The 26277-nt window shown below is 45.0% G+C and carries 22 protein-coding genes and 1 other annotated feature; of the genes, 4 read left to right on the top strand and 18 right to left on the bottom strand.

Features of this window, described 5'->3' with window-relative positions; translation table 11 throughout:
* Window positions 1–124: 124 nt before the first annotated feature.
* The 4 genes from EV207_RS17455 to EV207_RS17470 form a co-directional block, all read right to left on the bottom strand.
* A complete protein-coding gene (locus EV207_RS17455) occupies window positions 125–1267 on the bottom strand; it encodes an acyl-CoA dehydrogenase (RefSeq protein WP_132747436.1) in 1143 nt (380 codons plus the stop codon).
* 15 nt (window positions 1268–1282) lie between these two features.
* Entirely contained in the window at window positions 1283–2134 is an 852-nt protein-coding gene (locus EV207_RS17460) for a 3-hydroxybutyryl-CoA dehydrogenase (RefSeq protein ID WP_132747437.1), read from the bottom strand.
* 40 nt (window positions 2135–2174) lie between these two features.
* Window positions 2175–3353 (bottom strand): acetyl-CoA C-acetyltransferase, encoded by a 1179-nt coding sequence (locus tag EV207_RS17465; RefSeq protein WP_132747438.1) that lies wholly within the window; start codon window positions 3351–3353, stop codon window positions 2175–2177.
* 127 nt (window positions 3354–3480) lie between these two features.
* The gene (locus EV207_RS17470) at window positions 3481–5595 is read right to left on the bottom strand and encodes a (Fe-S)-binding protein (RefSeq protein ID WP_132747439.1); all 2115 of its coding nucleotides are present in this window, start codon (window positions 5593–5595) and stop codon (window positions 3481–3483) included.
* 206 nt (window positions 5596–5801) lie between these two features.
* Between EV207_RS17470 and cls the strand changes: the two genes are divergently transcribed.
* Window positions 5802–7013 (top strand): cardiolipin synthase, encoded by a 1212-nt coding sequence (gene cls, locus EV207_RS17475; protein WP_132747440.1) that lies wholly within the window; start codon window positions 5802–5804, stop codon window positions 7011–7013.
* A gap of 20 nt (window positions 7014–7033) precedes the next feature.
* Here the strand turns inward: cls and EV207_RS17480 are convergent, their stop codons facing one another.
* The 6 genes from EV207_RS17480 to speE form a co-directional block, all read right to left on the bottom strand.
* Complete coding sequence (locus EV207_RS17480) at window positions 7034–7816, bottom strand: alpha/beta fold hydrolase (RefSeq protein ID WP_132747441.1); 783 nt, start codon at window positions 7814–7816, stop codon at window positions 7034–7036.
* A 28-nt stretch (window positions 7817–7844) separates the two neighbouring features.
* A complete protein-coding gene (locus EV207_RS17485; protein ID WP_132747442.1) occupies window positions 7845–8015 on the bottom strand; it encodes a XapX domain-containing protein in 171 nt (56 codons plus the stop codon).
* A 97-nt stretch (window positions 8016–8112) separates the two neighbouring features.
* Window positions 8113–9783, bottom strand: coding sequence for an arginine--tRNA ligase (gene argS / locus EV207_RS17490; protein WP_132747443.1), 1671 nt, complete (start codon window positions 9781–9783; stop codon window positions 8113–8115).
* Window positions 9780–10211: a YwiB family protein gene (locus tag EV207_RS17495; protein ID WP_132747444.1), complete on the bottom strand. Its 432-nt coding sequence runs from the start codon at window positions 10209–10211 to the stop codon at window positions 9780–9782. Before EV207_RS17495 ends, argS begins: the two co-directional genes overlap by 4 nt.
* A gap of 67 nt (window positions 10212–10278) precedes the next feature.
* Window positions 10279–11151 (bottom strand): agmatinase, encoded by an 873-nt coding sequence (gene speB / locus EV207_RS17500; protein ID WP_132747445.1) that lies wholly within the window; start codon window positions 11149–11151, stop codon window positions 10279–10281.
* A gap of 17 nt (window positions 11152–11168) precedes the next feature.
* Window positions 11169–11996 carry a polyamine aminopropyltransferase gene (gene speE / locus EV207_RS17505; protein ID WP_132747446.1) on the bottom strand — a complete coding sequence of 276 codons (828 nt, stop codon included), beginning with the start codon at window positions 11994–11996 and terminating at the stop codon, window positions 11169–11171.
* A gap of 261 nt (window positions 11997–12257) precedes the next feature.
* On the opposite strand from speE, the gene EV207_RS17510 reads away from it, so the two are divergent.
* Entirely contained in the window at window positions 12258–14324 is a 2067-nt protein-coding gene (locus EV207_RS17510) for a transglycosylase domain-containing protein (protein ID WP_132747447.1), read from the top strand.
* Window positions 14325–14538: 214 nt separating this feature from the next.
* Here the strand turns inward: EV207_RS17510 and EV207_RS17515 are convergent, their stop codons facing one another.
* The 3 genes from EV207_RS17515 to EV207_RS17520 form a co-directional block, all read right to left on the bottom strand.
* The gene (locus EV207_RS17515) at window positions 14539–15057 is read right to left on the bottom strand and encodes a YwhD family protein (RefSeq protein WP_132747448.1); all 519 of its coding nucleotides are present in this window, start codon (window positions 15055–15057) and stop codon (window positions 14539–14541) included.
* 239 nt (window positions 15058–15296) lie between these two features.
* Window positions 15297–15380 (bottom strand): putative holin-like toxin, encoded by an 84-nt coding sequence (locus EV207_RS23960; RefSeq protein WP_424511384.1) that lies wholly within the window; start codon window positions 15378–15380, stop codon window positions 15297–15299.
* Window positions 15381–15531: 151 nt separating this feature from the next.
* Window positions 15532–16899 carry an APC family permease gene (locus tag EV207_RS17520; protein ID WP_132747449.1) on the bottom strand — a complete coding sequence of 456 codons (1368 nt, stop codon included), beginning with the start codon at window positions 16897–16899 and terminating at the stop codon, window positions 15532–15534.
* Between the two features lie 437 nt (window positions 16900–17336).
* Here EV207_RS17520 and EV207_RS17525 point away from each other — a divergent pair, with 437 nt between their 5' ends.
* On the top strand, window positions 17337–18680 hold the full coding sequence (locus tag EV207_RS17525) for a D-serine ammonia-lyase (RefSeq protein ID WP_424511383.1): 1344 nt from the start codon (window positions 17337–17339) through the stop codon (window positions 18678–18680).
* Window positions 18681–18718: 38 nt separating this feature from the next.
* Here the strand turns inward: EV207_RS17525 and EV207_RS17530 are convergent, their stop codons facing one another.
* The 5 genes from EV207_RS17530 to EV207_RS17550 all read right to left on the bottom strand — a co-directional run bounded on the left by EV207_RS17530 (window position 18719) and on the right by EV207_RS17550 (window position 23612).
* The gene (locus EV207_RS17530; RefSeq protein WP_132747451.1) at window positions 18719–19660 is read right to left on the bottom strand and encodes a ketopantoate reductase family protein; all 942 of its coding nucleotides are present in this window, start codon (window positions 19658–19660) and stop codon (window positions 18719–18721) included.
* 95 nt (window positions 19661–19755) lie between these two features.
* Window positions 19756–21150 carry a Na+/H+ antiporter NhaC gene (gene nhaC / locus EV207_RS17535; RefSeq protein WP_132747452.1) on the bottom strand — a complete coding sequence of 465 codons (1395 nt, stop codon included), beginning with the start codon at window positions 21148–21150 and terminating at the stop codon, window positions 19756–19758.
* A 54-nt stretch (window positions 21151–21204) separates the two neighbouring features.
* Window positions 21205–21407 (bottom strand) — a binding site (T-box leader).
* Between the two features lie 72 nt (window positions 21408–21479).
* Window positions 21480–21695: a hypothetical protein gene (locus EV207_RS17540; protein WP_132747453.1), complete on the bottom strand. Its 216-nt coding sequence runs from the start codon at window positions 21693–21695 to the stop codon at window positions 21480–21482.
* 98 nt (window positions 21696–21793) lie between these two features.
* Window positions 21794–22303, bottom strand: coding sequence for a YwgA family protein (locus EV207_RS17545; protein ID WP_132747454.1), 510 nt, complete (start codon window positions 22301–22303; stop codon window positions 21794–21796).
* Window positions 22296–23612, bottom strand: coding sequence for an HD domain-containing protein (locus EV207_RS17550; protein WP_132747455.1), 1317 nt, complete (start codon window positions 23610–23612; stop codon window positions 22296–22298). Before EV207_RS17550 ends, EV207_RS17545 begins: the two co-directional genes overlap by 8 nt.
* 325 nt (window positions 23613–23937) lie before the next feature.
* Between EV207_RS17550 and EV207_RS17555 the strand changes: the two genes are divergently transcribed.
* Window positions 23938–25329: an L-cystine transporter gene (locus EV207_RS17555; protein ID WP_132747456.1), complete on the top strand. Its 1392-nt coding sequence runs from the start codon at window positions 23938–23940 to the stop codon at window positions 25327–25329.
* Window positions 25330–26277: the final 948 nt, after the last annotated feature.

Genomic DNA, 26277 nt, shown 5'->3' on the forward strand with positions numbered 1-26277 from the left:
CCGTACGGTTTCTGTTTCTCCCCATCAATCCATCTCTGGAATCTATACCCTATGAACGACCTCAAGCACGATTTTTTACCGCCTTTGGGCTTTCATCAACACTATGAACGACGTTTCTATATCTCTAATTCTTCATCAGCTGTTTGCTGATAACAAGATGTTGGATCTCGCTTGTTCCCTCATAAATTTCGCATATTTTCGCATCACGAAAGTAGCGTTCAACCGGGCAGTCCTTTGTATAGCCGTACCCCCCAAAGATCTGGACTGCCTCGATTGCTGTATTAACGGCGGTGCGGGAAGCGAACAGCTTTGCCATCGAGGCTTCCTTAATGCAAGGCTTGCCGCTTTGAACGAGGTTAGCCGCCTGATAGACTAATAGCTTTGACGCCTCAACACTAGTCGCCATATCAGCCAGCTTGAACCCAACACCTTGCTGCAGCCCGATAGGCTTGCCAAATTGAACCCGTTCATTAGCATAGCGCCTGGCATGGTTGAAAGCGCCTTCAGCAATGCCCAGCGCTTGGGCAGCAATGCCTATCCGGCCGTTATTTAAATTAGCCATGGCAATTTTAAAGCCTTGGCCTTCCGCACCCAGCCGGTTTGCGAGCGGAACTTTGGCTTCGTCGAATTGCAACGGCACACTGCTTGAGCCATGCAGCCCCATTTTTCTCTCTGATTTGCCGACCGAAAAGCCTTCAGTATCTTTCTCAACAATAAAAGCGGTAATGCCATCCTTGCCTTTGCTCGTGTCTGTTGACGCAAAGACGATAAAAGTGTCTGCGGCTTCCCCGTTTGTAATAAATATTTTTGAGCCGTTCAACACATAATGACCGCCTTTTCTGACAGCTCTCGTTTTTAAGCTTGCCGCATCAGAGCCCGCACCTGGTTCAGTCAAGCCGAAGGCGCCGATGTATTCGCCCGATGCCAGTTTCGGCACGTATTTTTGTTTCTGTTCTTCTGTACCAAAGTAGAGAATCGGGTTAGTGCCGACTGACGTGTGGACAGATAAAATCACGCCGACTGTCGCACTGACTTTTGCTATCTCGTGAATGGCGATGACATAGGACGTAAAGTCCATGCCAGAACCGCCATAGCTTTCTGGAATTGGGATGCCCATCAATCCGAGTCCGCCCATTTTCTTAATAATCTCTAATGGAAAGACATCTTCCCGATCGATTTTTTCAACAGCCGGCGCAATTTCCTTCTCGGCAAAGTCCCGGACCATTCGCCGCATCATGTCTTGTTCTTCTGTAAAATGAACGTTCATGCAGCACTCGTCCCCCTAGTTATATTGATAAAAGCCTCTGCCCGACTTTTTGCCAAGCCATCCGGCTTTTACATATTTTCTTAGCAACGGACATGGACGATATTTGTCGTCCCCAAAACCCTCATGCAGCGTTTCCATGATATATAAGCATGTATCCAATCCAATGAAATCAGCCAAAGTCAGTGGTCCCATCGGATGATTCATGCCAAGCTTCATTACTTCATCGATCGCTTCAGGTTCGGCAACACCTTCGAAAAGGGTATAGATAGCTTCATTTATCATCGGCATCAGGATCCTGTTAGATACAAAGCCCGGAAAATCATTGACTTCTACGGCCGTCTTCTTAAGCGACTCCGCTGTCTCTTTGACCGTCTCAAAAACGTCGTCTGCAGTCGCCAGACCTCTAATGACTTCAACAAGCTTCATAACCGGAACCGGATTCATAAAGTGCATGCCGATCACTTTTTCCGGACGATTCGTAACCGCCGCAATTTCGGTAATTGGCAATGATGATGTATTAGACGCGAGAATAGCGTGCTCCGGTGCTATTTTATCAAGCTCACGGAAGATACTTGTTTTCACATCCATATTTTCGATCACCGCTTCAATAACTAAGTCAGCAGCTCCGGCATCATCTAACTTTGTTGACTTTTTTATCTTTAGAGTTGAAGCATTTTTTTCATCTTCAGTCATGCGTCCCTTATCAACATCACGGGCCAAACGCCTTTCAATCCCTTTAATTCCCCGGTCAAGCGCCTCATCGTTTGCGTCATGCAAGAGCACATCATAGCCTGAAACAGCGAACACCTGAGCAATGCCGGCACCCATTTGTCCGGCTCCGATCACCATCACTTTATTTATTGTCATACAGATTCTCCTCCCCTATTTCACTCGCATTTTCGACATTTTATACTTCAACTAAAATCGCGTCACCTTGGCCGCCGCCGCTGCAGATTGAGGCAATGCCAAGGCCTCCGCCCCGGCGCTTTAATTCATAAATGAGCGTCATCAAAATCCGTGCTCCACTGGCGCCAATCGGGTGACCAAGCGCCACAGCCCCCCCGTTAACATTAATCTTCTCAGGATCAATGCCGGCTAGCTTCTTGCTGGTAAGTGCCACAGCTGCAAAGGCCTCATTGATTTCGAAAAGGTCAATGTCCTCCACTTTTTTGTCTGCCTTTTTTAGCAGCTCTTTAATAACAAGGCCAGGTGTTTCTGGAAAGTCTTTGGCTTCGACGCCTATAGCCGTATGGGCAATAATTGAGGCGAGTGGTGCTTTGCCTGCTTTTTCCGCTGCGCTTTCTTCCATTAGCACTAGGGCACAGGCACCATCATTAACACCTGGGGCATTACCCGCAGTGATTGTTCCATCCGGGCTAAAGGCCGGTTTGAGGGCTGCAAGCTTATCGAGTGTGGTATTTCTGCGCACGGATTCATCTGTGTCAATCGTAATGGAGCCGTCGTTACGCTGCGGAATGTCAACAGCAACAATTTCTTCAGCAAATTTACCTTGATCAATGGCAGCTCCTGCCCGCCGGTGACTGCGAAGTGACCATTCGTCCTGCGCTTCTCTCGATATGCCGTAATTCTTGGCTGTATCACTGCCATAGACACCCATATGAATATGATTAAATGTACACGTCAGACCATCATGTATCATTAAATCAACAAGCGGTGTATCGCCCATTTTGTTGCCCCACCTTGCCTTTGGCATAAAATAAGGTGCCTTGCTCATAGATTCCATGCCGCCGCCTACAATGACTTCAGCATCACCCGCCCGAATGATTTGGTCGCCAATGGTTACACTTCTGAGGCCCGAAGCACAGACTTTATTGATCGTTTCCGTTCTAACAGACCATGGAAGCCCTGCATGACGCGCTGCTTGACGCGATGGAATTTGTCCTTGCCCGCCTTGGAGCACCATTCCCATTAGGAGTTCATCGACCCGTTCAGGCGCTGTTCCACTGCGTTTCAAGGCTTCTTTTATCGCCTTTCCCCCAAGTTCCATTGCAGTCAGCGTCTTCAAGCCCCCGCCAAATTTCCCAAAGGGTGTTCTGGCACTGCTGACAATCACCGTTCTTGCCATTTGATTCTCCCCCTTTTGTTTTTAAGGGGTCTGACCCCAAGGGGTCAGACCCCTGTTTTGATTGAACGCTCGCTCGGTTTTATGTCGGTATAATGGTGCCAGACTTATTTTTCTGGCACCGCTTTAGTTAGCTCGCCTTTTCTTCGTTTGGCGCTGTAATCGACCTTTCAACAAGCTCAGCGATATCAAAAGTATTAACGGTATCCTCTACCTCTTTTGCCTTCGTGCCATCGCTCATCATTGTTAGGCAGTAAGGGCATCCACTGCTGATGATTGTTGGATTGACAGCCAAGGCCTGTTCGGTCCTGGCTACGTTCATCCTGTTGCCGGTCCGCTCTTCCATCCACATCATACCGCCGCCGGCGCCGCAGCACATGCCGGTTTCCCGATTCCTCTCCATTTCGATCAGTTCCACACCAGGAATCGACTTAAGAATTTCCCTCGGCGGATCGTATACCGTATTGTAACGGCCGAGATAACATGAATCATGGTACGTAATCCGTTCTTTAACCTCATATGTCGGCTTTATCTTGCCTTCCTGAATCCATCGATAGATCAGCTCGGTATGGTGGTAAACCTCCACACCCTCCAAGCCGAATTCGGGATATTCATTTTTGAATGTATTGTAAGCATGCGGATCAGCTGTAATAATCTTCTTAATGCCATGCTTATTGAAGGTGTCAATGTTCTTTTGAGCAAGCTCCTGGAATAAGAATTCATTGCCAATTCTCCGCGGTGTATCACCGGAGTTCTTTTCCTTGTTGCCCAAAATCGCGAAACTCACACCTGCCTCATTCATCACCTTGGCAAGAGACTGGGCTATTTTTTGGCTCCGGTTGTCATATGAGCCCATGGAACCGACCCAGAACAGGTATTCAAAAGATTCATCCGCTTTTTCCATTTCCTTAACCGTCTTAACTTCGATATCATCGCGGCCGTCACGCCAAATTTCACGCTCTTTGCGATTAAGTCCCCAAGGGTTGCCTTGGCGCTCTATATTTGTTATCGCTCTTTGCGCATCTTGATCCATTTTCCCTTCTGTAAGAACAAGATACCGGCGCAAATCGATGATCTTATCGACATGTTCATTCATAACCGGACATTGATCTTCACAATTTCGGCAAGTTGTACAAGCCCAAAGCTCTTCTTCGGTTATAACGTTGCCGATGATTTCACTTGCCGGTGCTCCAGCCGCCGCTGATTCCTTCTGGCCTTGCCCCGCAGCATTGAATGCGATTTGGTTGGCTGCCGTATTGGAGAATGCAAACGCAGGCATCCAAGGTGTTCTGGACGTAACCGCAGCGCCATGTTCTGTCAAATGATCTCTCAATTTTATGATCAAATCCATCGGTGACAGCATTTTACCCGTCCCTGTTGCCGGGCACATATTGGTGCAGCGTCCGCATTCTACACAAGCGTACAAATCAACCAACTGCTTTTGTGTGAACTCCTCGATGCTGTTCACACCAAATGTTTCCGCCGATTCGTCTTCAAAATCAATGGGTTTCAAACGGCCAACCTCATGTGTACGCCCCAAGTAGACGTTGGTCGGACCAAAAATTAAGTGTGCATGCTTAGATTGTGGGACATACACAAGGAATGTCAGTAAAAACAATAGGTGAGCCCACCAAGCGACATAGAAAATCGCATGGGCGCCGCCATCAGGCAGCCACTGAAAAATAAAGGCTACAATACTTGCCAGCGGTTCCCAGCCTGAATAATCGGCATGCTGATAAATGATCTCCATACCGTTGGCAACGAGAACGGATAACATCAGTCCGCCTATAAAAATAAGCACAAGCCCCGCTTTAAATCCCCGTTTCAGCCGGACAAGCTTTTCTACATATCTGCGGTAGAAAGACCAGACAACAGCTACGAGTATCATAAAGGTAACAATCTCTTGGAAAAATTTAAAAATCGGGTAGACTGGCCCCAGGGGCAAGTGTGATCCGGGTGCGAGCCCCTTCCAAATCAGATCAATTGCACCAAATTGCACAAGAAGGAAGCCATAAAACATCATGACGTGAATTGCGCCGCTTTTCTTGTCCTTTAACAGCTTCTTTTGTCCGAAGACATTGATCCATACATTTTGCAATCTTTCTTTAACCGTTTGATCCCAATCAGCTTTTTTGCCCAATTTGATAAATTCATACCGGGTTCTCACCACATGATAAAATAAATAAATGCCGTAAGCGGTTACAGCCAAAAATGCCAGCCAGTTAATTAAAAGTAAAGGATTCATTATTCCACTCCTCTCTAAAATCTTTGAAAGCCATTACATTTCTGAATGGGATTAATTTTCTGTTTTTAATTATAACACAATTTGAAAATGAGTGAGCATTCAGTCGGGTGAATTTTTAAAATTTTTCTTGAGTGTCCAACTTGCTAAATTGAATATTTTTGGGCAAGCTAATTTGCAGGTATGTTTCCGAAAGGGGTACTATAGGCATGGTTATTTTTTGGATAATAATGATTATCGTTATATTGCTGTTCGTACTTATTATAGGGGGCCTTCTTGATCTCTATTTTGGTTATAAAACGAAACACCAAAGTATACCAGTCTTTGAACCTAAGACTGGCAGAAGCGATATGGAATGTTTTATGGATGGCCGGCCTTTTTTTAAAGCTTTAAAGGAGGATATCCAGCAGGCCAAGAATCATGTTCACATCTTATTTTTTATATTCAGAGATGACCAATTAGGGAAAGCCTTCCTTAAGCTTCTTAAGGAAAAGGCTCAGTCAGGTGTGACGGTTCGGCTTCTTGTTGATGCCGTCGGAAGCCGCGAGCTTCCGAAAAAGGAGATCCAGAAATTAGAGGCTGCGGGCGTGCACTTTGCTTGGACAGCAAAGCCCTCTTTCCCCTTCTATTTTTATCACCTTAACCGGCGCAATCATAGAAAAATCACTGTCATTGACGGGACAATCGGTTATTTCGGCGGGTACAATGTTGGTGATGAATATTTGGGTAAGAAAGCTGAACTAGGTGTTTGGCGCGATTATCATTTGAGGCTGATTGGGGAAAATGTCCACACGCTTCAAGAGCAATTTTTGAATGACTGGAAGCGTGCGACGAAGGAAAATATTCAACAGGATGGCTTATTTCCTTCGGCAACAACAGGCAGCTTCGACATGACATTGGTGTCAACCAACGGCAAGCACTTGGAACAGCCTTTCATAGATCATATTAATAAGGCTAACAAAACATTAATCATCGGCTCGCCGTATTTTATCCCAAGTGAACGGCTCCAAGAAGCCCTTCTTAACCGACTGGATGCCGGCGTAAAAATCACCATTTTGCTTCCGATGAAAAAGGATCATCCTCTTGTGAAACCGGCTTCCTATAAATATTTAAAACCTCTGCTTGAAAAAGGCTGCCGCCTCTTTCACTTTTATGAAGGCTTTTATCACGCCAAGGCATTCATTATTGATGATAGCAGCTGCTACATTGGCACCGCCAATTTTGACAAGCGGAGTTTGTTTTGGAATGACGAGCTCAGCGGCTTTATTGAGGATCCGATTTTTACGCAGAAAGTTAAAGAGATGGTCAGACTTGATTTGGAGAACCGATCTACAGAAATGACATTAAAGGATCTAAATAATCGATCCTGGTTTGAGAAGGTAAAGACTCCATTGTCCTCGATGTTTTCACCGCTGTTATAGAATTTGGGCCAGGCCCTGGGCTAAAGTCCAGGGCCTGGTCCCTTTAAAAACTCGGTGATAACGCTGTTGAATGGCTTATGATAACGCGTTGGCAGCTGGTGTGTCCCGCCATCGATGAAAGCAATTTGGGCCTTGGGAAGATGCGCCTCAAATATTTTACAATATTTATTAATATAATTTGATTTTGTACCGTACAAAACCAAAGTTGGCAGCTCCTTGATTTTGGCCAAATCAGCCAGCACATCAAAAGCTTTTCCTGCTTCGTAAAGTTCGAGAACGGCTTCTGTACGTGCTTTTAGCATGTAATCATAAAGCAATCGCTCATCGCTTTCGGTTACTTTATGGGTTTTGGCAAGGACACCGCTTAAGAATCCCTTCATGTCCCGCTTCATCAGCCATATCCCTGCATTGTATTCCTGTTGTAACACCCAGGTTGATACTTTTGGGTAGCCCCCGGATAGGATGAGGGCGCCAATGTCGTTTGGATAGGCGAGAGCGTATGACAGCGCTATTTCTCCGCCGTTTGAATATCCAGCAACAATCGGTTTTTCCAATTTTAAATGTAAGATCAATTCCCGGAGATCAGCCACATGTGTTTCAATCACATCTTCCGGCTTGTTATATGTACTTTGCCCGTGGCCCCGGCAATCATAAAAGATAACCTGATGGCCGCGGCTTAACTCTTGTTGGTAACGAAAGACCACATGGCCCATCAATGGGGGATGGACAAATATGATCGGCCGCCCTTCACCGGATTTTTCGTAAAAAAGTTTAACCCCTGAGTTTGTTTCAAAGCAGGCCACACCATTCCCTCCAAACAAACTAAAATTTTTATCCAAATAACCACTGAGCGATCCAATTGTATAATTTGAATCCAAGATAGATCCCGACAATCCCTGCGATTCCAGGGAAAGCAGGCGGTGCTGGTATGGGCAATCTTAACAAAGAAAAGATAAACCCCACAATTAATCCAGTTAATACGGCGAGAAGTATAACTTTCATAACCTGCCCCCCTTCTATTCTTATTGTCATCAAAAAGGGTGCGTACCATACAAAAAAACCTCTATCCCAAAAGAGGGACAGAGGTTTTGGCTACTCATTACATTTTTTCCGGTGCAGAAACACCGATTAGTGTCAAAGCGTTTTTCAAGGTCGCCTTAACAGACTTCATCAATGCGACGCGGGCCTTGCTTAATTCCAGATTCGTCTCATCAAGCACTTTTTCCGCATTATAGAAGCTGTGCAAGGTGGATGCGAGTTCGAAAACGTAAGTTGTCACACGTTGAACGGCAAGTCTATCCGCAGCATCTGCAACAGCTTCCGGGAACTCTCCTATTTTCTTAAGCAGATCAATCTCTTTTTCAGTCTGAATCGTGCTGAAATCGAGATTATCGCTAGACTGAGTATCATAATCCCCCGCCCGCCTTAACATGCTGCAAATCCGTGCATGGGCGTATTGTACATAGTAGACGGGATTTTCATTCGAGTGTGACACTGCCAGGTCAATATCAAAGTCAAGGTGACTGTCGGAAGAGCGCATCGCAAAGAAATACCTCATGGCATCAACGCCGACTTCCTCCATTAGCTCACGGAGTGTCACAGCCTTGCCTGTCCGCTTGCTCATCTTAACCTTCTCACCGTCTTTAAACAGATTAACCAATTGGATAATCTGAACTTCCAGGCGGTCCCGTTCAAATCCCAGCGCTTCGATCGCTGCTTTCATTCTAGGGATGTAACCGTGGTGATCCGCACCCCATATATTGATCAATTGGTCGAAGCCGCGCTCAAGCTTATTTAAATGGTAGGCGATATCTGGTGTGAGGTACGTATAAGAACCGTCGCTTTTGATCAGCACACGATCTTTGTCATCACCGAACTTAGTTGAAGCAAACCAGAGCGCTCCCTCTTTCTCATAGGTATGGCCGTTTCCTTTAAGCTTTTCCAGTACCTTATCAATTTCACCGGATTTATACAATGATGTTTCGGAAAACCATTCATCAAATGTGACGCGGAAATCGCTTAAATCCGTTTTAATCTTCTCAATCAATTGATTGACACCCAGATTCCTGAAGAATGTAATGCGTTCATCACTATCCTTTTGAGTCAGAGCCTCACCATGTTCACCTGCAAGCTGCTGGCCTAAAGCAATGATATCTTTGCCTTGGTAGCCGTCTGCCGGCATTTCCTTGTCAATACCTAATGCCTGAAAGTATCTCGCCTCGATCGACCGTGCCAAATTATCTATCTGATTACCTGCATCGTTAATGTAATATTCCGGACTCGCGTTGTAGCCGGCTTTGTTAAGAATGCGGATCAGCGTATCGCCAACTGCCGCACCCCGTGCATGCCCAAGGTGGAGGCTGCCAGTCGGGTTTGCGGAAACGAACTCAATCTGCACCTTCCTGCCGCTGCCATATTGCGTAGCGCCATACCCATCAGCATCACTCAGAATCATTGGAATGAGGTCGGTTAAATAACTGTTATCTAGAAAAAAGTTAATGAAGCCCGGACCTGCAATCTCAATGTCTTTAATATGGGCTTTCTCCCGGTCAATATGTTTGACCATTTCTTCAGCGATTTGCCTCGGAGCCTTTTTGGCGATCCTTGCAAGCTGCATCGCCATATTTGTTGCAAAGTCACCGTGGGCTTTATCCTTGGGCAACTCTAAAATGACTTCAGGCAGTTCCGACTCCCGAGCTATATTTGCTTTAACGACCGCATGTGCTATTTCTCTTTTTAAATGCTGTTTGACCTTTTCAACAACTGTCATGATAAACCTCCTGTTAAATTATACGTTAGTTGACAAAGCCCGACCTCTTGACCTTGCATCGCTAATTCATATTCTATGTAAATGCTGCCTGACGGGATTTCCGGGTTCCAAGAGCTGCGAAGCACATTCGTTTTCGTCGTTGTTGCCATTCGGCCGTATGGACTTCGGTAGGTCCCTTCTGTTCTGGCACCCTGTTCCAAAGGCTGCCTCATTGTTATCGGCCCCTGACGCAAGATCGTGGCCTGGTCACCCATGATCTTAATCGTATGGCTTACCTCGCCAAGCTCCTCCATGACCTCTTGATAACGCAAGAATAAAGACCCATTCTTGATTGCAGCCTGCCCCTGGAACGTTGCCTTCTGCTCTTCCACACTTTGATCCTCTTTATAAATCATTCTGCTTTGGAAATGTATCATCACGTCTTGCATATTAATCACCTTTGTTTTTTTAGGGGTCTGACCCCGAGGGGTCAGACCCCTTTTTTAACCCCTTTTTTTACGTCGTCCAGCCCAAGAGGATTTCTCTTATAAATTTACTTGCTGCAATAGATGTTTGTTCAGTCGGGTCATAAGCCGGAGCGACTTCAACAAGATCCGCACCAATAACTTTTAAATCCGCTTTGGCAATCTGCATAATAGCTTCGAGCAGCTCCTTAGATGTAATGCCGCCGGCTTCAGCTGTACCTGTGCCAGGTGCAAAGGCAGGATCAAGCACATCGATATCAATGGTCACGTAGACATGTCTGCCGGCAAGCTTCGGTAAATGCTTTTTCAGCGGCTCGGCAACATTGAACTTTTCCATTGTCATGCCTGACTGTTTTGCAAACTCAAATTCCTCACGCATGCCTGAACGTATCCCGAAAGAATAGACATTTTCAGGGCCGATTAGATCACAGGCTTTCCGGACAGGTGTAGAATGTGACAGCACTTCACCTTCGTACTGCTCACGGAGATCAGCATGAGCATCAATATGAATGAGAGCCATGTCTGGATACTTCTTGTGCATGGCCTTTATGACAGGCCATGTAACGAGATGTTCCCCGCCAAGGCCGAGCGGAAACTTGCCGTCCGCAAGCAGCTTATCGATATATTTTTCGATAATATCAAGACTTTTGCCCGCATTGCCAAATGGGAAGAGCATATCGCCGACATCAACATAATTGACTTCTTCCAAATGCTTGTCCATATACGGTGAATATTCCTCAAGGCCGATTGAGGCTTCGCGAATCCGATTCGGACCAAACCGTGAGCCGGGCCGGAAGCTGACGGTATAATCCATCGGCATCCCGTAGATCACAACATCTGCAGCATCATAATCCTTTCTGCTCATGATAAAGACTTTACCTGAGTAAGCTTCATCAAATGTCATCCACTTTCACCCTTCCCTTATTTAATAATATCAGAAACAAATTTCGGAAGAGCAAACGATGCCTTGTGCAATTCCTTTGTATAATACTTCGTATCGATCGGGTGGAAGCGTTCTTCAGCCACTGCAAGCGGATCGTATTTTTTCGAGCCGATTGTGAAGGTCCAGAGACCGCTTGGGTAAGTTGGGACATTAGCTGTATACAGACTTGTCACAGGGAAAATTTCTTTAACATCCTTGTAAACCTTTGCGATCAAATCGGATTTAAACCACGGGTTGTCGGTTTGGGCAATGAATAAGCCATCCTCTTTCAAAGCCTTTGAGATTCCCTCATAGAAGCCTTTTTCAAAAAGCTTCACAGCAGGCCCGACTGGTTCAGTCGAATCAACCATAATAACATCATAAGCATCACGGCTTTCGGCGATATGCATGAAACCATCGCCAACAATCACCTCAACCCTGTCATCATCAAAAGCTGATGCGATGGTAGGCAAATATTTTTTCGAGTACTCTATAACCTTCCCATCAATTTCAACGAGCGTTGCCTTTTCGACACTTGGGTGCTTAATAATTTCCCTTAAAACCCCGCCGTCACCGCCGCCGACAACGAGCACATGCTTCGGATTTGGGTGAGTGAACAGAGGGACATGAGCAACCATTTCGTGATAGACAAATTCATCGCGTTCCGTTGTCATGACCATGCCATCAAGCGTCAGCATATTGCCGAATTCCTCTGTCTCAAGCATGTCCAGCTTTTGAAACGGTGTCTGTTCTGTATGTAATGAACGTTTTATTTTCGCTGTTATACCAAAATGATCAGTTTGTTTTTCTGTATACCATAAATCCATTTCTAACATCCTTTCTATAACGCCGGTTGGCTAGGGGCAGTCATTCCAAACGCCCTGTTAAAACAAGTATCTCTTTCGATTATATGATTTAAACCAAGACTTTTGTGAGACTTTAACAATAATAAATACATACAAAAAAAGTATAGTGGAATACTTTGAAAATGCAAGAGGCAAATTTGCCTGCCGATTGACTGAAATTATGTTTAGAAGAGACACAAATTCACCATACTAATGATAGATAAAACTGAGGGGGGTGTGCCCATGGATCCGGCAACGCGATACCAAAAGAAAGGAAAAGTCGTACGTTTGCTTCTAAAGCTGTCTCTATTATTTTTGCTGCTGATGGCCTTCTTTATCTTAAGTCTATGGGTATTTGCAAAAATTCAGGGGCCGCCGCCCGTGAAAGTCCCGCAAACAACAAGATTCTATGATGCGGATGGTCATCAAATCGGGAAAATGGAACATCAGAACCAAAACCGCTATTGGGTCAAGCTGGATGATATCGCTGACCCGCTGAAACAAGCGACGGTTGCCGTAGAGGACAAACGATTTTATAAGCATCATGGTTTTGATCTGCGCCGTTTGGCCGGAGCTGTCGTTGCCGATATCAAGTCAATGTCAAAGGAACAAGGCGCAAGTACAATTACAATGCAATACGCCCGGAATCTCTTTCTTACCAATGATAAGACATGGACCAGAAAGCTAGCCGAGGCATTTTATACGATGAGACTCGAAATGAATTATTCAAAAGACGAGATTTTAGAAGGCTATCTTAATACTATCTATTACGGACGTGGTGCATACGGCATTGAAGCAGCCTCCAAGTACTATTTTAATAAAGATGCCGATGATTTGTCACTTGCTGAAGCGAGCATGCTTGCCGGCGTGCCAAAAGGTCCAAGCTATTATTCGCCATATAATGACTTTGACAAGGCAAAGCACCGCCAGCGCATTGTTCTAAATTCGATGGTGTCAAGCGGCTATATTACGAAGCAGCAGGCTGACAACGCCTTTGAACAACCCATCCATCTTGTGAAAAAACATAAAACGCCAAAAAGGGTAGCACCTTATTTCCAAGATACCGTGGAATATGTTCTGAAGCATAAGCTGCATATAGATGAAAAGACTCTGGCAACCGGAGGGCTGAAAGTGTATACGACACTCCATTCCGATATGCAGAAAAAGGCGGAGTATTGGGTCAAGCAAGTTATTGATCCGAAGTCAGACATTCAAACAGCAATGGTTGCGATGAATCCAAAAAGCGGTGCTGTGGAAGCGATGATCGGCGGACGCAATTATAAAAAAAGCTCTTATAACCGTGCGGTTCAAGCAAAGCGCTCACCTGGTTCGTCGTTTAAGCCCTTTTTATATTATGCGGCGCTTCGCAATGGCTTCACGCCTTCCACCGCTCTCAAAAGTGAACCGACAACTTTTCGCTTTGATGACGGTAAGGAAAAATATTCACCGAGCAACTTCGGCGGCTACTACGCCTATGGACCTATTACACTTGCCCAGGCACTGGCATTGTCCGACAACATTTATGCTGTGAAAACCCATCTTTCAATTGGGATGGACAAGTTGGTTAAAACAGCCAAAAAGGTCGGGATTACTAGTCCGCTTGGTAAAATCCCATCGCTGGCATTGGGAACAAAGCCCGTCAGCGTGGCGGAGATGGCGAGGGGCTATTCCGCGATTGCCAACGGCGGTGCAAGGGTCACACCGCATTATATATCAAAGATTGTGAACCAAAAAGGTGAGGTCATCTACGAGTGGGAGCCGAAGAAAAAGCAGGTGCTGGACAAACCGACAACATTTGTCCTGTCACAGTTGATGACCGGGGTCTTTGATTCTAAGCTAAATGATTACTCTAAAGTAACTGGCTCTACGGTAAGCAAGATGCTCACGCATAAAATGGCGGCAAAAACAGGCTCAACTGCCGCAGACAGCTGGATGGTCGGCTTCACACCTAAGCTTGTTTCGGCAGTATGGATCGGTTATGACAAAGGTAAATCATTAAGCACCTATCCTGAGACAGGGTATTCCAAGCTGATTTGGACCCACTTTATGGAGGCAGCCTTAGAAGGCGCACCGAAGAATGGTTTCAAGCCGCCAAAAGGCGTCGTCGGCGTGCTCGTTGACCCTGATACCGGAAAGCTTGCAACTAAGGCGTGCCCAAACGCCAGAATGACATATTATTTAAAAGGCACCGAGCCTCAAGAATACTGCGACAAACACAAAGGCGAGCATAGCCACAAAAAAGATCAGCATAAGGACAACAGCAAAGACAAAGGCGGCTTCTTTAACAGGCTCCTGAATTTATTTGATTAGAAGCCGGGGCTCCGAGTGGGGCACGTGCCATTTCTGCTTGAACCCTCAAGAAAACACAACAAACGCCCCGGGCCGCTTCCCGGGGCATTTGCCTTATCCTAGTAATACATGTGTGTTTAATATTATTTTAAATTTTTTTAGAGCATGACACAAGTTGATCAAAAAATAGTCACAAAAGATTCATAATTCATTCATATTTTTTGCGCCTAGCTTTTTATTCGTCAAGCTGCCTTTTCAATTCCTCATTGGCACGCTCCCACATTCCTTCATCGTGACTTTTCAGAAAGCCACGCAGAATTCCCTTGGATTTATCATCCATATGTCCCACTTCAACTTTTCCTTTTAATGCCTTATCCATTTTATTCACATGATCGGGAAGAACCTTATAGCCCCGGCGAATTTCACGATTGATAATCATGTCTGCCGCACCGGCACCTGAGTAGAATGGTCCGTCAGTGCCTCGCTCAGTGTTTAGCCAAACAAGCCAATATAGCTTGCCTCCACCTTCCACATTGGCCTTATCCGGTTTGAAACGAATTCTTCTTTCCACTTGGCTTCTTGCATGAAGCGCTCCCATATCGACAAACGCTTCCCCTTCTTCAGGGTCCACAATGATCGGAGATATATTATCAAGATTAATTACACCGACACCATAGCCGCCGTGACCGGATGTCGAGTCCCCGCCAAGGATATTAAAACCCGAACCTTTCTTGTTGTTTTCAAAAATATCCACGTTAACCCCTCCTCGTCATAGTTTACCATATGCTATTTTTATCATACAAAATTCCCTAGAGAAATGGGAAGTGATATACTTCGCACTGTTGTTCAGGGAATTGAATATGATATAATTTAATGTATGGGAAAATAATAAAAATACAGCCAGAGCGCTGGCACGCCATGGCTGATTTACAGCGCTTCTTAAGGAGCAATGCGAGTTACGTAACCCTTGTCCGACTTGGTGTTGGACGGGGGTTACTTTTTTCTATTGTCCTTCATAAGGATAACGATGAGAGATCCAAAGCTGATCATAAGGATTAACGTTTCATAAGCCGTCATGGCGTAAGTCACACCCCCTTTCCCTTGGGGGATCCTACTGCCGCTTAATGTCTAAGAAGTCGCTGTGACTTTTATGATAACACAATTCTCCATTTTTTAAATAGTAAAAACGAACCTTTGTTCCCTTCTCCTTTTTTTAGTAAACCTTTCATTACCCATTCAATTCAGTTGGTACATCGGCTTTTTCAAATTCGAAATGAGATATTTTGGTTCGAAAGAATTTTGTTAGAAAAAGCATATAGATAAATCCAACCGCACTCCATACAAGGCCGCCAATGAGTGCATCACCTTGCAAGTTGTACCACAAAATCCCTGTCAAACCAGCTCCTATTAGTGGCATTATTAAGTAAGAAAAAAGATCCTTTGTTGTTTTATACCTTTTCTTTCGGAACACAAAATGAGCAATAACCGATAAGTTCACAAATGTAAAGGCGATTAATGCGCCAAAGTTGATGACTGAAGAAATCAATTCGAGGCTAGGAGAAATGGCGAGCAGCGAAACCACTCCGACAAGTACGACATTAAAGGCTGGCGTCCGAAAGCGCGGATGGATGTAGCCGAAGAATTTTCTCGGAAGGACCCCATTACGTCCCATGACATATAACAAGCGAGATACACTTGCATGAGATGCCAGCCCCGAAGCGACCGTAGCTGCAAAAGCGCCTGCGATGAAAATAAGTTTAAAAACCGTTCCGCCGACATACAATCCTATTTCAGGGAGTGTATCATCGGTCATTTTAAAATGTGATACATCAGGAAACAAAGCCTGTGCGAAATAACTAGCTATAAAGAAAATGCATCCGCCAATAAGAGCTGTCAGGATAATTGCTCTCGGCATCGTCTTTTGGTCAACAGCTTCTTCAGTGTACATTGTCACCGCATCAAACCCAATAAATGAGAAGCATACCACAGTGGCACCTGTTAAAATGGCAGAAAAATGGACATTCGAATGAAAAAGCGGTTCCGTGGTCAAGATGGTCCCCTGCCCCATGCCTTGGGTGAATTTAACAAAAGCCAATACAAGAAAAACTGCGATCAAGACAATTTCAAAAATAACAAGCAGCGAATTCAAGTTGGAAGTTGAATTCATGCTCCATAAGTTAATAGCAGTGATGATGACGACATAACCGACAACCCAAATCCAAGCGGGAGCATCCGGGAATATAGACACCATGTAAATCCGTATGATTAAAGCATTGACCATTGGGAGAAGCAAGTAATCGAGAAGCGCCGCCCAGCCGACCATAAATCCCAGGTATGGATTCATGGTTTCCCTTGTATACGTATAAGCTGAACCCGCACTAGGAAAAACATTCACCATCTTTCCGTAACTTATGGCCGTAAACAGCATCACTACCAGTGCAGCAAGGTAAGCAAGCGGAACAACGCCATTTGTTTCTTCTGAAACAATGCCAAACGTATCGAATACAACCGTCGGAGTCATATAGCCCAATCCCAATCCAACTATTGCCCAAAGTCCCAATGAGCGCTTAAGCGTGTTTTTTTCCGACACTATCATCTCTCCTTTTGCAAATATTATTTCATAATATTCGGATAATTATAACCGCACTTTTTAATTGACAGCATAAACTCATGAATGACCCCCCTTAGCTATTCATCCCTACATCACCTCTCAACTTTTTAGGCTACCATTGAAACTTAATGCAAGGACAATGCCAACTTTATAAAACCATTCAATTTTCTCGATACAACTTACTGAAAGCATTGTTTTGCTTTAAATCATAACCTTTTTATAGTGCTAGATGAGTCTGATCCCACTTTGCAAAACCTGACTTTCTGCTTACACCATTATGAAAAACTGCATATTATATGCTAAAGTGCATAAAAGAAGTCCCCTCTTCTTGAGCAGGTCTATCCGGTCTATCGCCTGAAAATGTGTAATCATGATCTGGATGGGGAAAACAAAGATTAGCTGTTTTTAAAGGAGGTATTTTTTTGAAACAAAACGTACATGGGAAATCGCTAACGGAATGGCAAGCTGAATTCCCTCTTTTAAAAAACATTATGGATTTACATCCTGTCTTTTGGACGAATGGCAAACAGCTGCCAATGAAGGAAGTTCCGCCATTGCCAGTAACACGTGAGGACATTATCGAGGCGGATAAACGCTGGAAGCGCTTTGCCCCGTTTTTTGAAAAAGCCTTTCCTGAAACAAAAGCGGCTAAAGGATTAATTGAATCTCCTTTACGCCATATCCCCCATATGAAGAAAAGGCTTAAGGATTATTACAATGAGCCTTTCCAAGGGAATCTTTATTTAAAATGTGATAATGAACTGCCTGTAGCAGGCTCCATTAAGGCTCGCGGCGGGGTTTATGAGGTTTTAAAGCATGCGGAAGATCTCGCGATTGCGAACGGCTTGTTAAAGAAGGATGATAACTATGAGATCTTTACTGATCCAGCTTTCACATCCTTTTTCAGCCAGTATTCAATCGGTGTCGGATCAACCGGCAACCTTGCCTTAAGCATTGGCACGATCAGTGCGAAGTTGGGATTCAATGTTAACGTCCATATGTCCGGTGATGCAAAACAATGGAAGAAGGAGCTTCTTCGCAGTAAAGGCGTTAACGTTTATGAATATAATGGAGACTTTAGCGAAGCAATTACTGAAGGAAGAAAGCAGACATTGGAAGACCCAAATGGCTACTTTATTGATGATGAGCATTCAAAAGACCTGTTCCTCGGATATAGTGTCGCCGCTTTACGCCTTAAGGAACAGCTTTTGGGACAAGGCGTTAAGGTTGACCGCGACCACCCGCTATTTGTCTATCTGCCATGCGGTGTTGGCGGTTCTCCAGGGGGAATTGCATTTGGGCTAAAGCAAATCTTTGGTGATTATGTCTATTGTATTTTTGTTGAACCCACCCATTCACCGTCAGTCTTGATTGGGTTAATGACCGGCGAAGAAGATAAGGTATCCGTTCAAGACTTTGGCATTGATAATCGCACGGAAGCGGATGGCCTTGCTGTCGGCCGGCCATCAAGCTTTGCATCAGAAATCAGCCGTCATCTCATAAGTGGTATTTTCACGATTGAGGATGATGACCTATATAAGCTTCTGGCGATACTCGCTGATTCTGAAGGGATTCGTGTTGAACCGTCCGCCGCAGCAGGACTCATGGGACCGGCAAAACTTGCCGGCGCAAGCTTTATAAAAAAACACCGTTTAGATGATAAAATGGGCAAATCTGCCCATATCGCCTGGTCAACAGGGGGAAACCTTGTGCCCGAAGGCGGCATGGACCGCTTTTATCAAAAAGGAAAAGGCCTGCTCAGGTGACGGCCCAAGCAGGTCCCTTCTCCTTCGCTAATTTGACTTTAAATATCTATAGCAGTCCTTTCTTGACGGCCATGCTCATAAGGCTTTAGCAGGGCATGGATGGTTTCGATATGCGGGATCTTAAGGCTGCGCTTATTTGCCAGGCGCAATGCCCCGCCTAGCAAGTGATCCACTTCTAAAGGCAGGCCTTTGCGGAAGTCCTGATGCATGGAGGATGTTGCCTCATCAGGGAAGGATTTAATCTGCTCCGCCCCTGCTTGAGGCATGATATCCGTCAAATCAACATGATAAGCTTTGGCAAGCTGGGTCATTTCTTGTAAAACCTCGATGCTCAAATTTGTGAGGGCCTCGTTTTCCCGAATAGGCCCGATCGTCAAACGGCTCGCTGTTGTTATACCCGAGAAGGCAGTAATGAATGTATACTTTTTCCAAAGCTCAGTTAAAATCGTTGCGCTGACAGCTACGTTAATGTTGGCCTGCTCTGCAGCCTTTGCAAGACGATCACAGACTGCCCTTTGCTTCTCATCAAGCCCGCCGATAATAAAATCATGCTGACTGCTCGTGTGACAAACATGCCCTTTATCATCAAGTGTGGCAATGATAAAGGCTAGCCCGCCAAGCACTTTATCTTCGCCGCAGGCTTCTTGCAGAATAGAGAGGTGCTCAATACCATTTAAAACCGGCAGGATATACGCTCCTTTGGCAGCTAAAATTTTCAGTTGCGGCAAAACACCCTGCAAATGGTAACCCTTCACTGACAAAAAGACGAGGTCACATTCTTTGATTTGGTCTGCATTAGTATAAATTTGCAAATGATCGGCCTTATAGTCTCCATATGGACTTATTAGACCAAGGCCTTCTTCTTCTAATTGCCCGCCACGTCTTTCCCTAACCAAAAAGTTAACATCATTACCCGCCTCAAGAAGCCTTAAACCAAAATAGCCTCCGAGTGCACCGGCACCTACGACTGTTACTTTCATGATATCCCCTCATTTCTGTAAATATCTTTATTATAATTAATTTTAAGGGGCCAGACCTGGGGCTTTAGTCCCGGGCCTGGCCCCTTTCATTTTAACTAGGATACCTTTTCCAATTGATGGTTTAGCGTGACGTTTCTCAGCTTTGGCAAGTAGGCCATTGCAATCGTGAACAACGGTGAGAGATATAAGAAAAAGACAAAAGGCAAGTATTCAGTGACATGAACGCCAAGGGCCTGGGTGAAGAATGCTCCGCTTACCCCCCAAGGAATGAGCGGGTTAACGAGCGTTCCGCCATCTTCTAGTGTACGTGACAACGTTTTTCTCGGTATCGCCTTTTTGTCAAATACTTTCTGGTAAGCCTGTCCCGGCAGAAGGATCGATAAATATTGTTCACCGGTCATAATATTGACGCCGATTGACGATAATGCCGCGGCTGTCACATAGTGTCCTTTCCTGTGAATCTTTTTGATAACGCATTGAATCATGATATCAATCAAACCGACCTTTTGCGCAATACCACCGAAACCTAAAGCAATAAAGATTAACGAAATCGATGACATCATCGATTGCAGGCCGCCCCGATTGACGATGTTCGAGACGAGATCATTGCTTGTTTTCAAATGAAAACCGTTTTGCATTGTTTTAATTAGAGATGAAACGGTCATGCCATTCTGCATGAAGAGCGCCGTAATTGCTCCCGTCACAATCCCCGTAATAAGAACGGGAATGATCGGTTTCTTAAGGAAAGCCATGATTACAACTATAAGCGGTGACACCATCACAAGCCAGCTGAGATTAAAACTGCTCTCAAGTGCATGTTTGGCCGCCGTAATATCCGCCATTGAGACGTCAGCTGCGGTATTTCGGCCTAAAAATACGAAGATAATAAACGTTACCAGAACCGCTGGAACCGTCGTCCACATCATATGACGAATGTGGGTAAATATATCAACACCTGCTACGGCCGGCGAGAAATTCGTTGTGTCAGACAACGGGCTCATCTTATCACCAAAGCATGCGCCGCATATCACTGCCCCGGCACATACAGCGGGATCAATTCCAAACCCCATACCGATCCCCATAAGAGCTGCCCCAACCGTACCGATCGTTGTAAAAGAGCTTCCGGTGAATGTTGAGACGATCATTGTCGAAATGAGTGCGGTAACTAAGAACCACTTTGGATTGATGAGTTCAAAACCAATGAAAACAAGATACGGTACCGTTCCGCTTGCCATCCAAACCCCGATGACAACCCCGACCAAAGCCAAAATCATAATTGGCTTGAGCCCTTTATGGATCCCTTCAACCAATCCACCTTCTATATCAAGCCAGCGTGCCCCATGCATTAACGCAAACAAAACTAAAATGACTGTACATCCGATTAATGGAATATGCGGCTGTACTTTCAGAAAAATTAAACATGTCATCAGCACCCCAAGCAATATAACCATTAACAATGCAACAGACCAAACCTTTGGCATTTTCTTCATGATGTTCTCCCCTTCTAAGAAGCTTCTAAAACTAAAAAAGCCCCGATCCTAATCGATCGGGACGAACTTTGTCGCGGTACCACCCAAAATTAATCACATCTCACTCATGATTCACTCTAGCAGATAACGGTTTGGCCGGGAACACTCCAGTTCAGTATATGTAATTCACATAACGCGCATCCTTAGTTTTCACCAACCACTAAGTCTCTTGTTGCTGATCCTGCGACATGCTACTTCGTATACCTCATCACTTTTATACTTTTATGCTTTTGTGCGTTTAAGTATAAGTGCATATTAAATGATTGTCAAATCCACTTTATACCACTAACTTAAATGCCAGCCTGAAAACCATCATGATCCATGAATTGCTTTAGCCAGCTGTCGATAATGGGATGGTAGCCTTCTTCTGATGTCGACTTATCGACCCATGGCAGCCATTCGCGCAAATAGGCCCTATCCTTGTCAACCAATGCAAACAGGGGTTTTGCATCATCCCTTTCCAGCAGTTTCAGTTCTATTTCATTATCGATTTCAAATGTGAACATCTTCTATTTTCCCCCTATTCTTATATACAAAAATGGCATCACTGTAAGCTAATCTTGTGCACAGTAAATGCCATTGATGTTCGTGCTTCTATTTTTCGTTAATTAACTTGTTTTGCCTGTTGCAATGTCTCAATATATCTAAAAGCCTGAAGAATGTCCTCTTCACTGTAATTCTGTTTCTTTTTAACAACTTGGACTTTAGCTATGATGTCATCCTTCGTTAAATCATCAAAGTAAAGAATCGTTGAAACGAGCTCGAGAAATTTTGAATTCTGCTCATTCAAATCGGTAATGAGCGAATCGCATTCAGGCAAAATAACGTCAAAATGGGACAAGAAGGTCTCACCGTCTCCAGTCAGAGTATAGCGGTATTGGTGATAGCCCCCCTTGTCCTCCTTCACTTCATTAATAAAACCAAGATTGCAAAGCTCTTCAACTCTTAATGTTAATTCTTCAGAATAAGGCCCGTAAAAATGAAAATGATATTTTTCCTGAAAAGGCATATCCATCTTTTTTAATATATAAATGATCTTTTGCAGCTTCTTTCTGCCGACAACAACGCCTGCCTGCTTAAACAAAGATACGAGTTTGGCATGATCTTCAAGCATGGCCGCTTCCTCCTTCAAATTTTAACAGCTTCCTGATTTTTTCCTTTGCAGCTTTGTTTATGGACAAATCTGTAATAAAATCCTTTGGAAAATAAAGCTTGTGGTCTGTTCGCTTTTTTCCTGAAATCGCCTCAACAACAGCCGACTCCCTCGACAACTCCCTCAAGCCTCCGCCGGGCATGAGCAAATGAATCGGCAGCCGCTCCTCCTCTTCTCCGGGACGGTAAAAGTCATACGGCAAATCCGAAGATGAGTCTACGGAAAGATAATACTCCGGGTCAATATCCGCGTCCTTAAAAGCCTCGCGCAAGTCGGAGTAAAGATTGAAATTCGTATTCGGGCTGAATTCTATGTATTTGAACAGACGGCGATTAACAAAACGACTGCATAAATCACTTAGAATAGCATCATCTTCCTGCTGCCATATTTGGAAATAGAAGAGAAAAACCGCTTCATCAAGCCTAAGAAAATCTTCTAATGAGAGCTTCCCATTGAATAATGGGAGGAGCGGAAGCGGCTGATGTTCAAAGTTGTAGCCCGCTTTATACAATGCTTTCGCTCTATGTAAAATCTTGGATAAAATAACTTCCGCGCTTCTCGTAACAGGATGAAAATAGACCTGCCAGTACATTTGATAGCGGCTCATAATATAATCCTCGACGGCATGCATCCCGCTGTGTTTTATAACAACTTGGTCATCCCTTGGCCTCATGACCCGCCAGATCCGCTCCAAATCAAATTGGCCGTAGCTGACTCCTGTAAAATAAGCATCCCTTAGCAAATAATCCATCCGATCAGCATCAATTTGGCTGGAAATGAGACTGACAACGAGTTTATTTTCATAGGTTTTGCCAATCACTTCAGCGACCTTTTTCGGAAAGGCTGGATCTACCTTCTTCAAAACCGCATTTATTTCGGTGTCTCCCAAAATAATATCACGGGTGAACAGCTCATGATCGGTGTCAAAAACCTTTTCAAAGGAATGCGAGAATGGCCCATGGCCGACATCATGCAAGAGTGCCGAACACAAACAAAGCAGCCGCTCATCAGGATCCCAATGAGGATGATCGTCAAAGACATCAATGATTCTTCTGGTAATTTCATAAACCCCGAGCGAATGGCCAAACCTGCTGTGCTCGGCCCCGTGAAAGGTCAGGTACGTTGTTCCAAGCTGCTTAATTCGCCTCAGCCGCTGAAACTCCGCCGTGCCAATCAGCTCCCAAATCAAGCCGTCTTTGACATGGATGTAGCGATGAACGGGGTCTTTAAACACTTTTTCTTCGTCAAGTTTTGTCAACCTGTTGGCCATTTATTTTTCACATCCTGTCATAGCATGACACTATTATAGCTTGTTCCTAACAAAAATTAAATGCCCCGGATGGAGCAAAAAGGGCAGGAACCTTGGGCCGATGTACAAAATAAATTTATAAAAAATATGCTGTTTGAAAAAAGGAATGACTTTGGCTTAAGCTTTAAACGGTTGGAATATTTCGGCATTAATAAGAATAGCATATGATGAACCTTAGCCGGCTAAGATTACAAAAAATTCTGTTCACTGCATTAATTCACCAAATTCCTACTTGACACATAGGAATAGTTAAAATATATTTTATAAAACGAAGGGAGAGAAGAAAATGTTGACACTATTAGTTATATTAAACATTGTTATTTTGCTCTTATTTATCATTGCTTTATATGTCATGCAAAAAAAGCACATTTCTTTTTCTAAACGTGTCTTTTCCGCATTAGGCATCGGTCTTGTCTTCGGGCTTATTCTGCAATTGATTTACGGTCCGACATCTGATATTATCAGCCATTCCACCGATTGGTTTAATCTTGTCGGTTATGGCTATGTGAAATTATTGCAGATGATTGTGATGCCGCTCGTATTCATTTCAATTCTAACAGCATTTATAAAAACAAAGCTGTCGAAAAATTTGGGCAAAGTTGGCGGATTGGTGATCGGGACGCTTCTTGTCACAACGGCTATTGCTGCGGCCATCGGTATTAGTTCTGCATTCTTGTTCAATCTAGACGGTATTGATCTGCACAAGGGTGATGCCGAGATGCTGCGAATTAAAGATGTTGATCAATCGCTGAACGACATCAAGGATATGACGGCGCCGCAAAAGATTTTGGAATTGCTTCCAGGCAACCCATTCTTAGACCTCACTGGTGCTCGCCCGACCTCGACTATTGCTGTTGTTATTTTTGCCGTTATCCTGGGGGTTGCCTTTCTCGGCGTCAGGCGAAAGCAGCCCGAACAAGCGGAGACTTTTACTAAGATGATTGATGCGGTCTACGCCGTTGTTATGAGAGTCGTAACATTGATCCTGCGATTAACGCCATTTGGTATCTTGGCCTTAATGGCAAAGATCGGGGCGACAAGTGATCTCCATGCTATCTGGCAATTGGGCAAATTTGTGATTGCCTCTTATGTTGCCTTAATCGTTATGTTCATTGTTCATTTACTTATCATTAAAGGAACAGGCTTAAGTGCGCTGACTTATGTTAAGAAGGCATTGCCGACGTTATCATTCGCCTTCACATCCCGATCTAGCGCAGGTACCTTACCGTTAAACATAAGTACACAAACAAAGAAATTTGGTGTTCCTGAGGGGATTGCGAACTTCGCAGGATCGTTCGGATTATCGGTTGGCCAAAACGGCTGCGCCGGCATCTACCCGGCCATGCTTGCTGTTATGGCAGCACCAACAGCGGGAATCGATCCGTTAACACCGTCATTTATTCTAACATTGATCGTTGTCGTCGCTCTGAGTTCATTAGGTGTCGCAGGTGTCGGCGGCGGCGCAACCTTCGCAGCGTTGATTGTTTTATCAACAATGAACCTGCCCGTCGCACTAGTGGGATTGCTCGTCTCAATTGAACCGCTCATTGATATGGGCCGAACCACCTTGAATGTCAGCGGAAGCATGACCGCAGGACTGCTTACAAGTAAGGTTACCAAAGAATTAGATTCGGGTGTGTACACATCCGTAGACGGAGAACAGCACATCGGAGCTTAAAATTTTAGGATTTTGTATATACTGGCCGCCCTTCCCATTTAATTGGGGATGGCGGCTTTTTTGCAGCGCATTGCGTCTTGGGATATGGGTCTGCGTCTTCGTGGGTGGTGACTGCGTCCTTTTCGGAGAATTCTGCGTCCTTTTCACCGAGGATTGCGTCTTGGACATGGGGACTGCGTCCTTATGAGCGATGACTGCGTCTTTTTCGCCGGGGATTGCGTCTTGAACATGGGGACTGCGTCCTTATGAGCGATGACTGCGTCCTTTTCGGAGAATTCTGCGTCCTTTTCGCCGGGGATTGCGTCTTGGACATGGGGACTGCGTCCTCCTGAGCGGTGACTGCGTCTTCCTCGGGGAGTTCTGCGTCCTTTTCGCCGGGGATTGCGTCTTGGACATGGGGACTGCGTCCTTATGAGCGGTGACTGCGTCTTCCTCGGGGAGTTCTGCGTCGTTTTCGCGGTGCATTGCGTCTTGGACATGGGGACTGCGTCCTTATGAGCGATGACTGCGTCCTTTTCGGAGAATTCTGCGTCCTTTTCGCCGGGGATTGCGTCTTGGACATGGGGACTGCGTCCTTATGAGCGGTGACTGCGTCTTCCTCGGGGAGTTCTGCGTCCTTTTCACCGGGGATTGCGTCTTGGACATAGGGACTGCGTCCTTATGAGCGATGACTGCGTCTTCCTCGGGGAGTTCTGCGTCGTTTTCGCGGCGCATTGCGTCTTGGGATGCGGGTCTGCGTCTTCGTGGGCGGTGACTGCGTCTTCCTCGGGGAGTTCTGCGTCGTTTTCGCGGCGCATTGCGTCTTGGGATGCGGGACTGCGTCCTTATGAGCGGTGACTGCGTCTTCCTCGGGTGAACATGCCCCTGTCAAGTAGACACTTTAAAAACGCACACATTTGTGTATTTGTGTCCTACATCTATCCCTTCCATTTATGCCAAATTGTCCTT

The organism is Scopulibacillus darangshiensis, from assembly GCF_004341035.1.
GTDB lineage: Bacteria > Bacillota > Bacilli > Bacillales > Sporolactobacillaceae > Scopulibacillus > Scopulibacillus darangshiensis.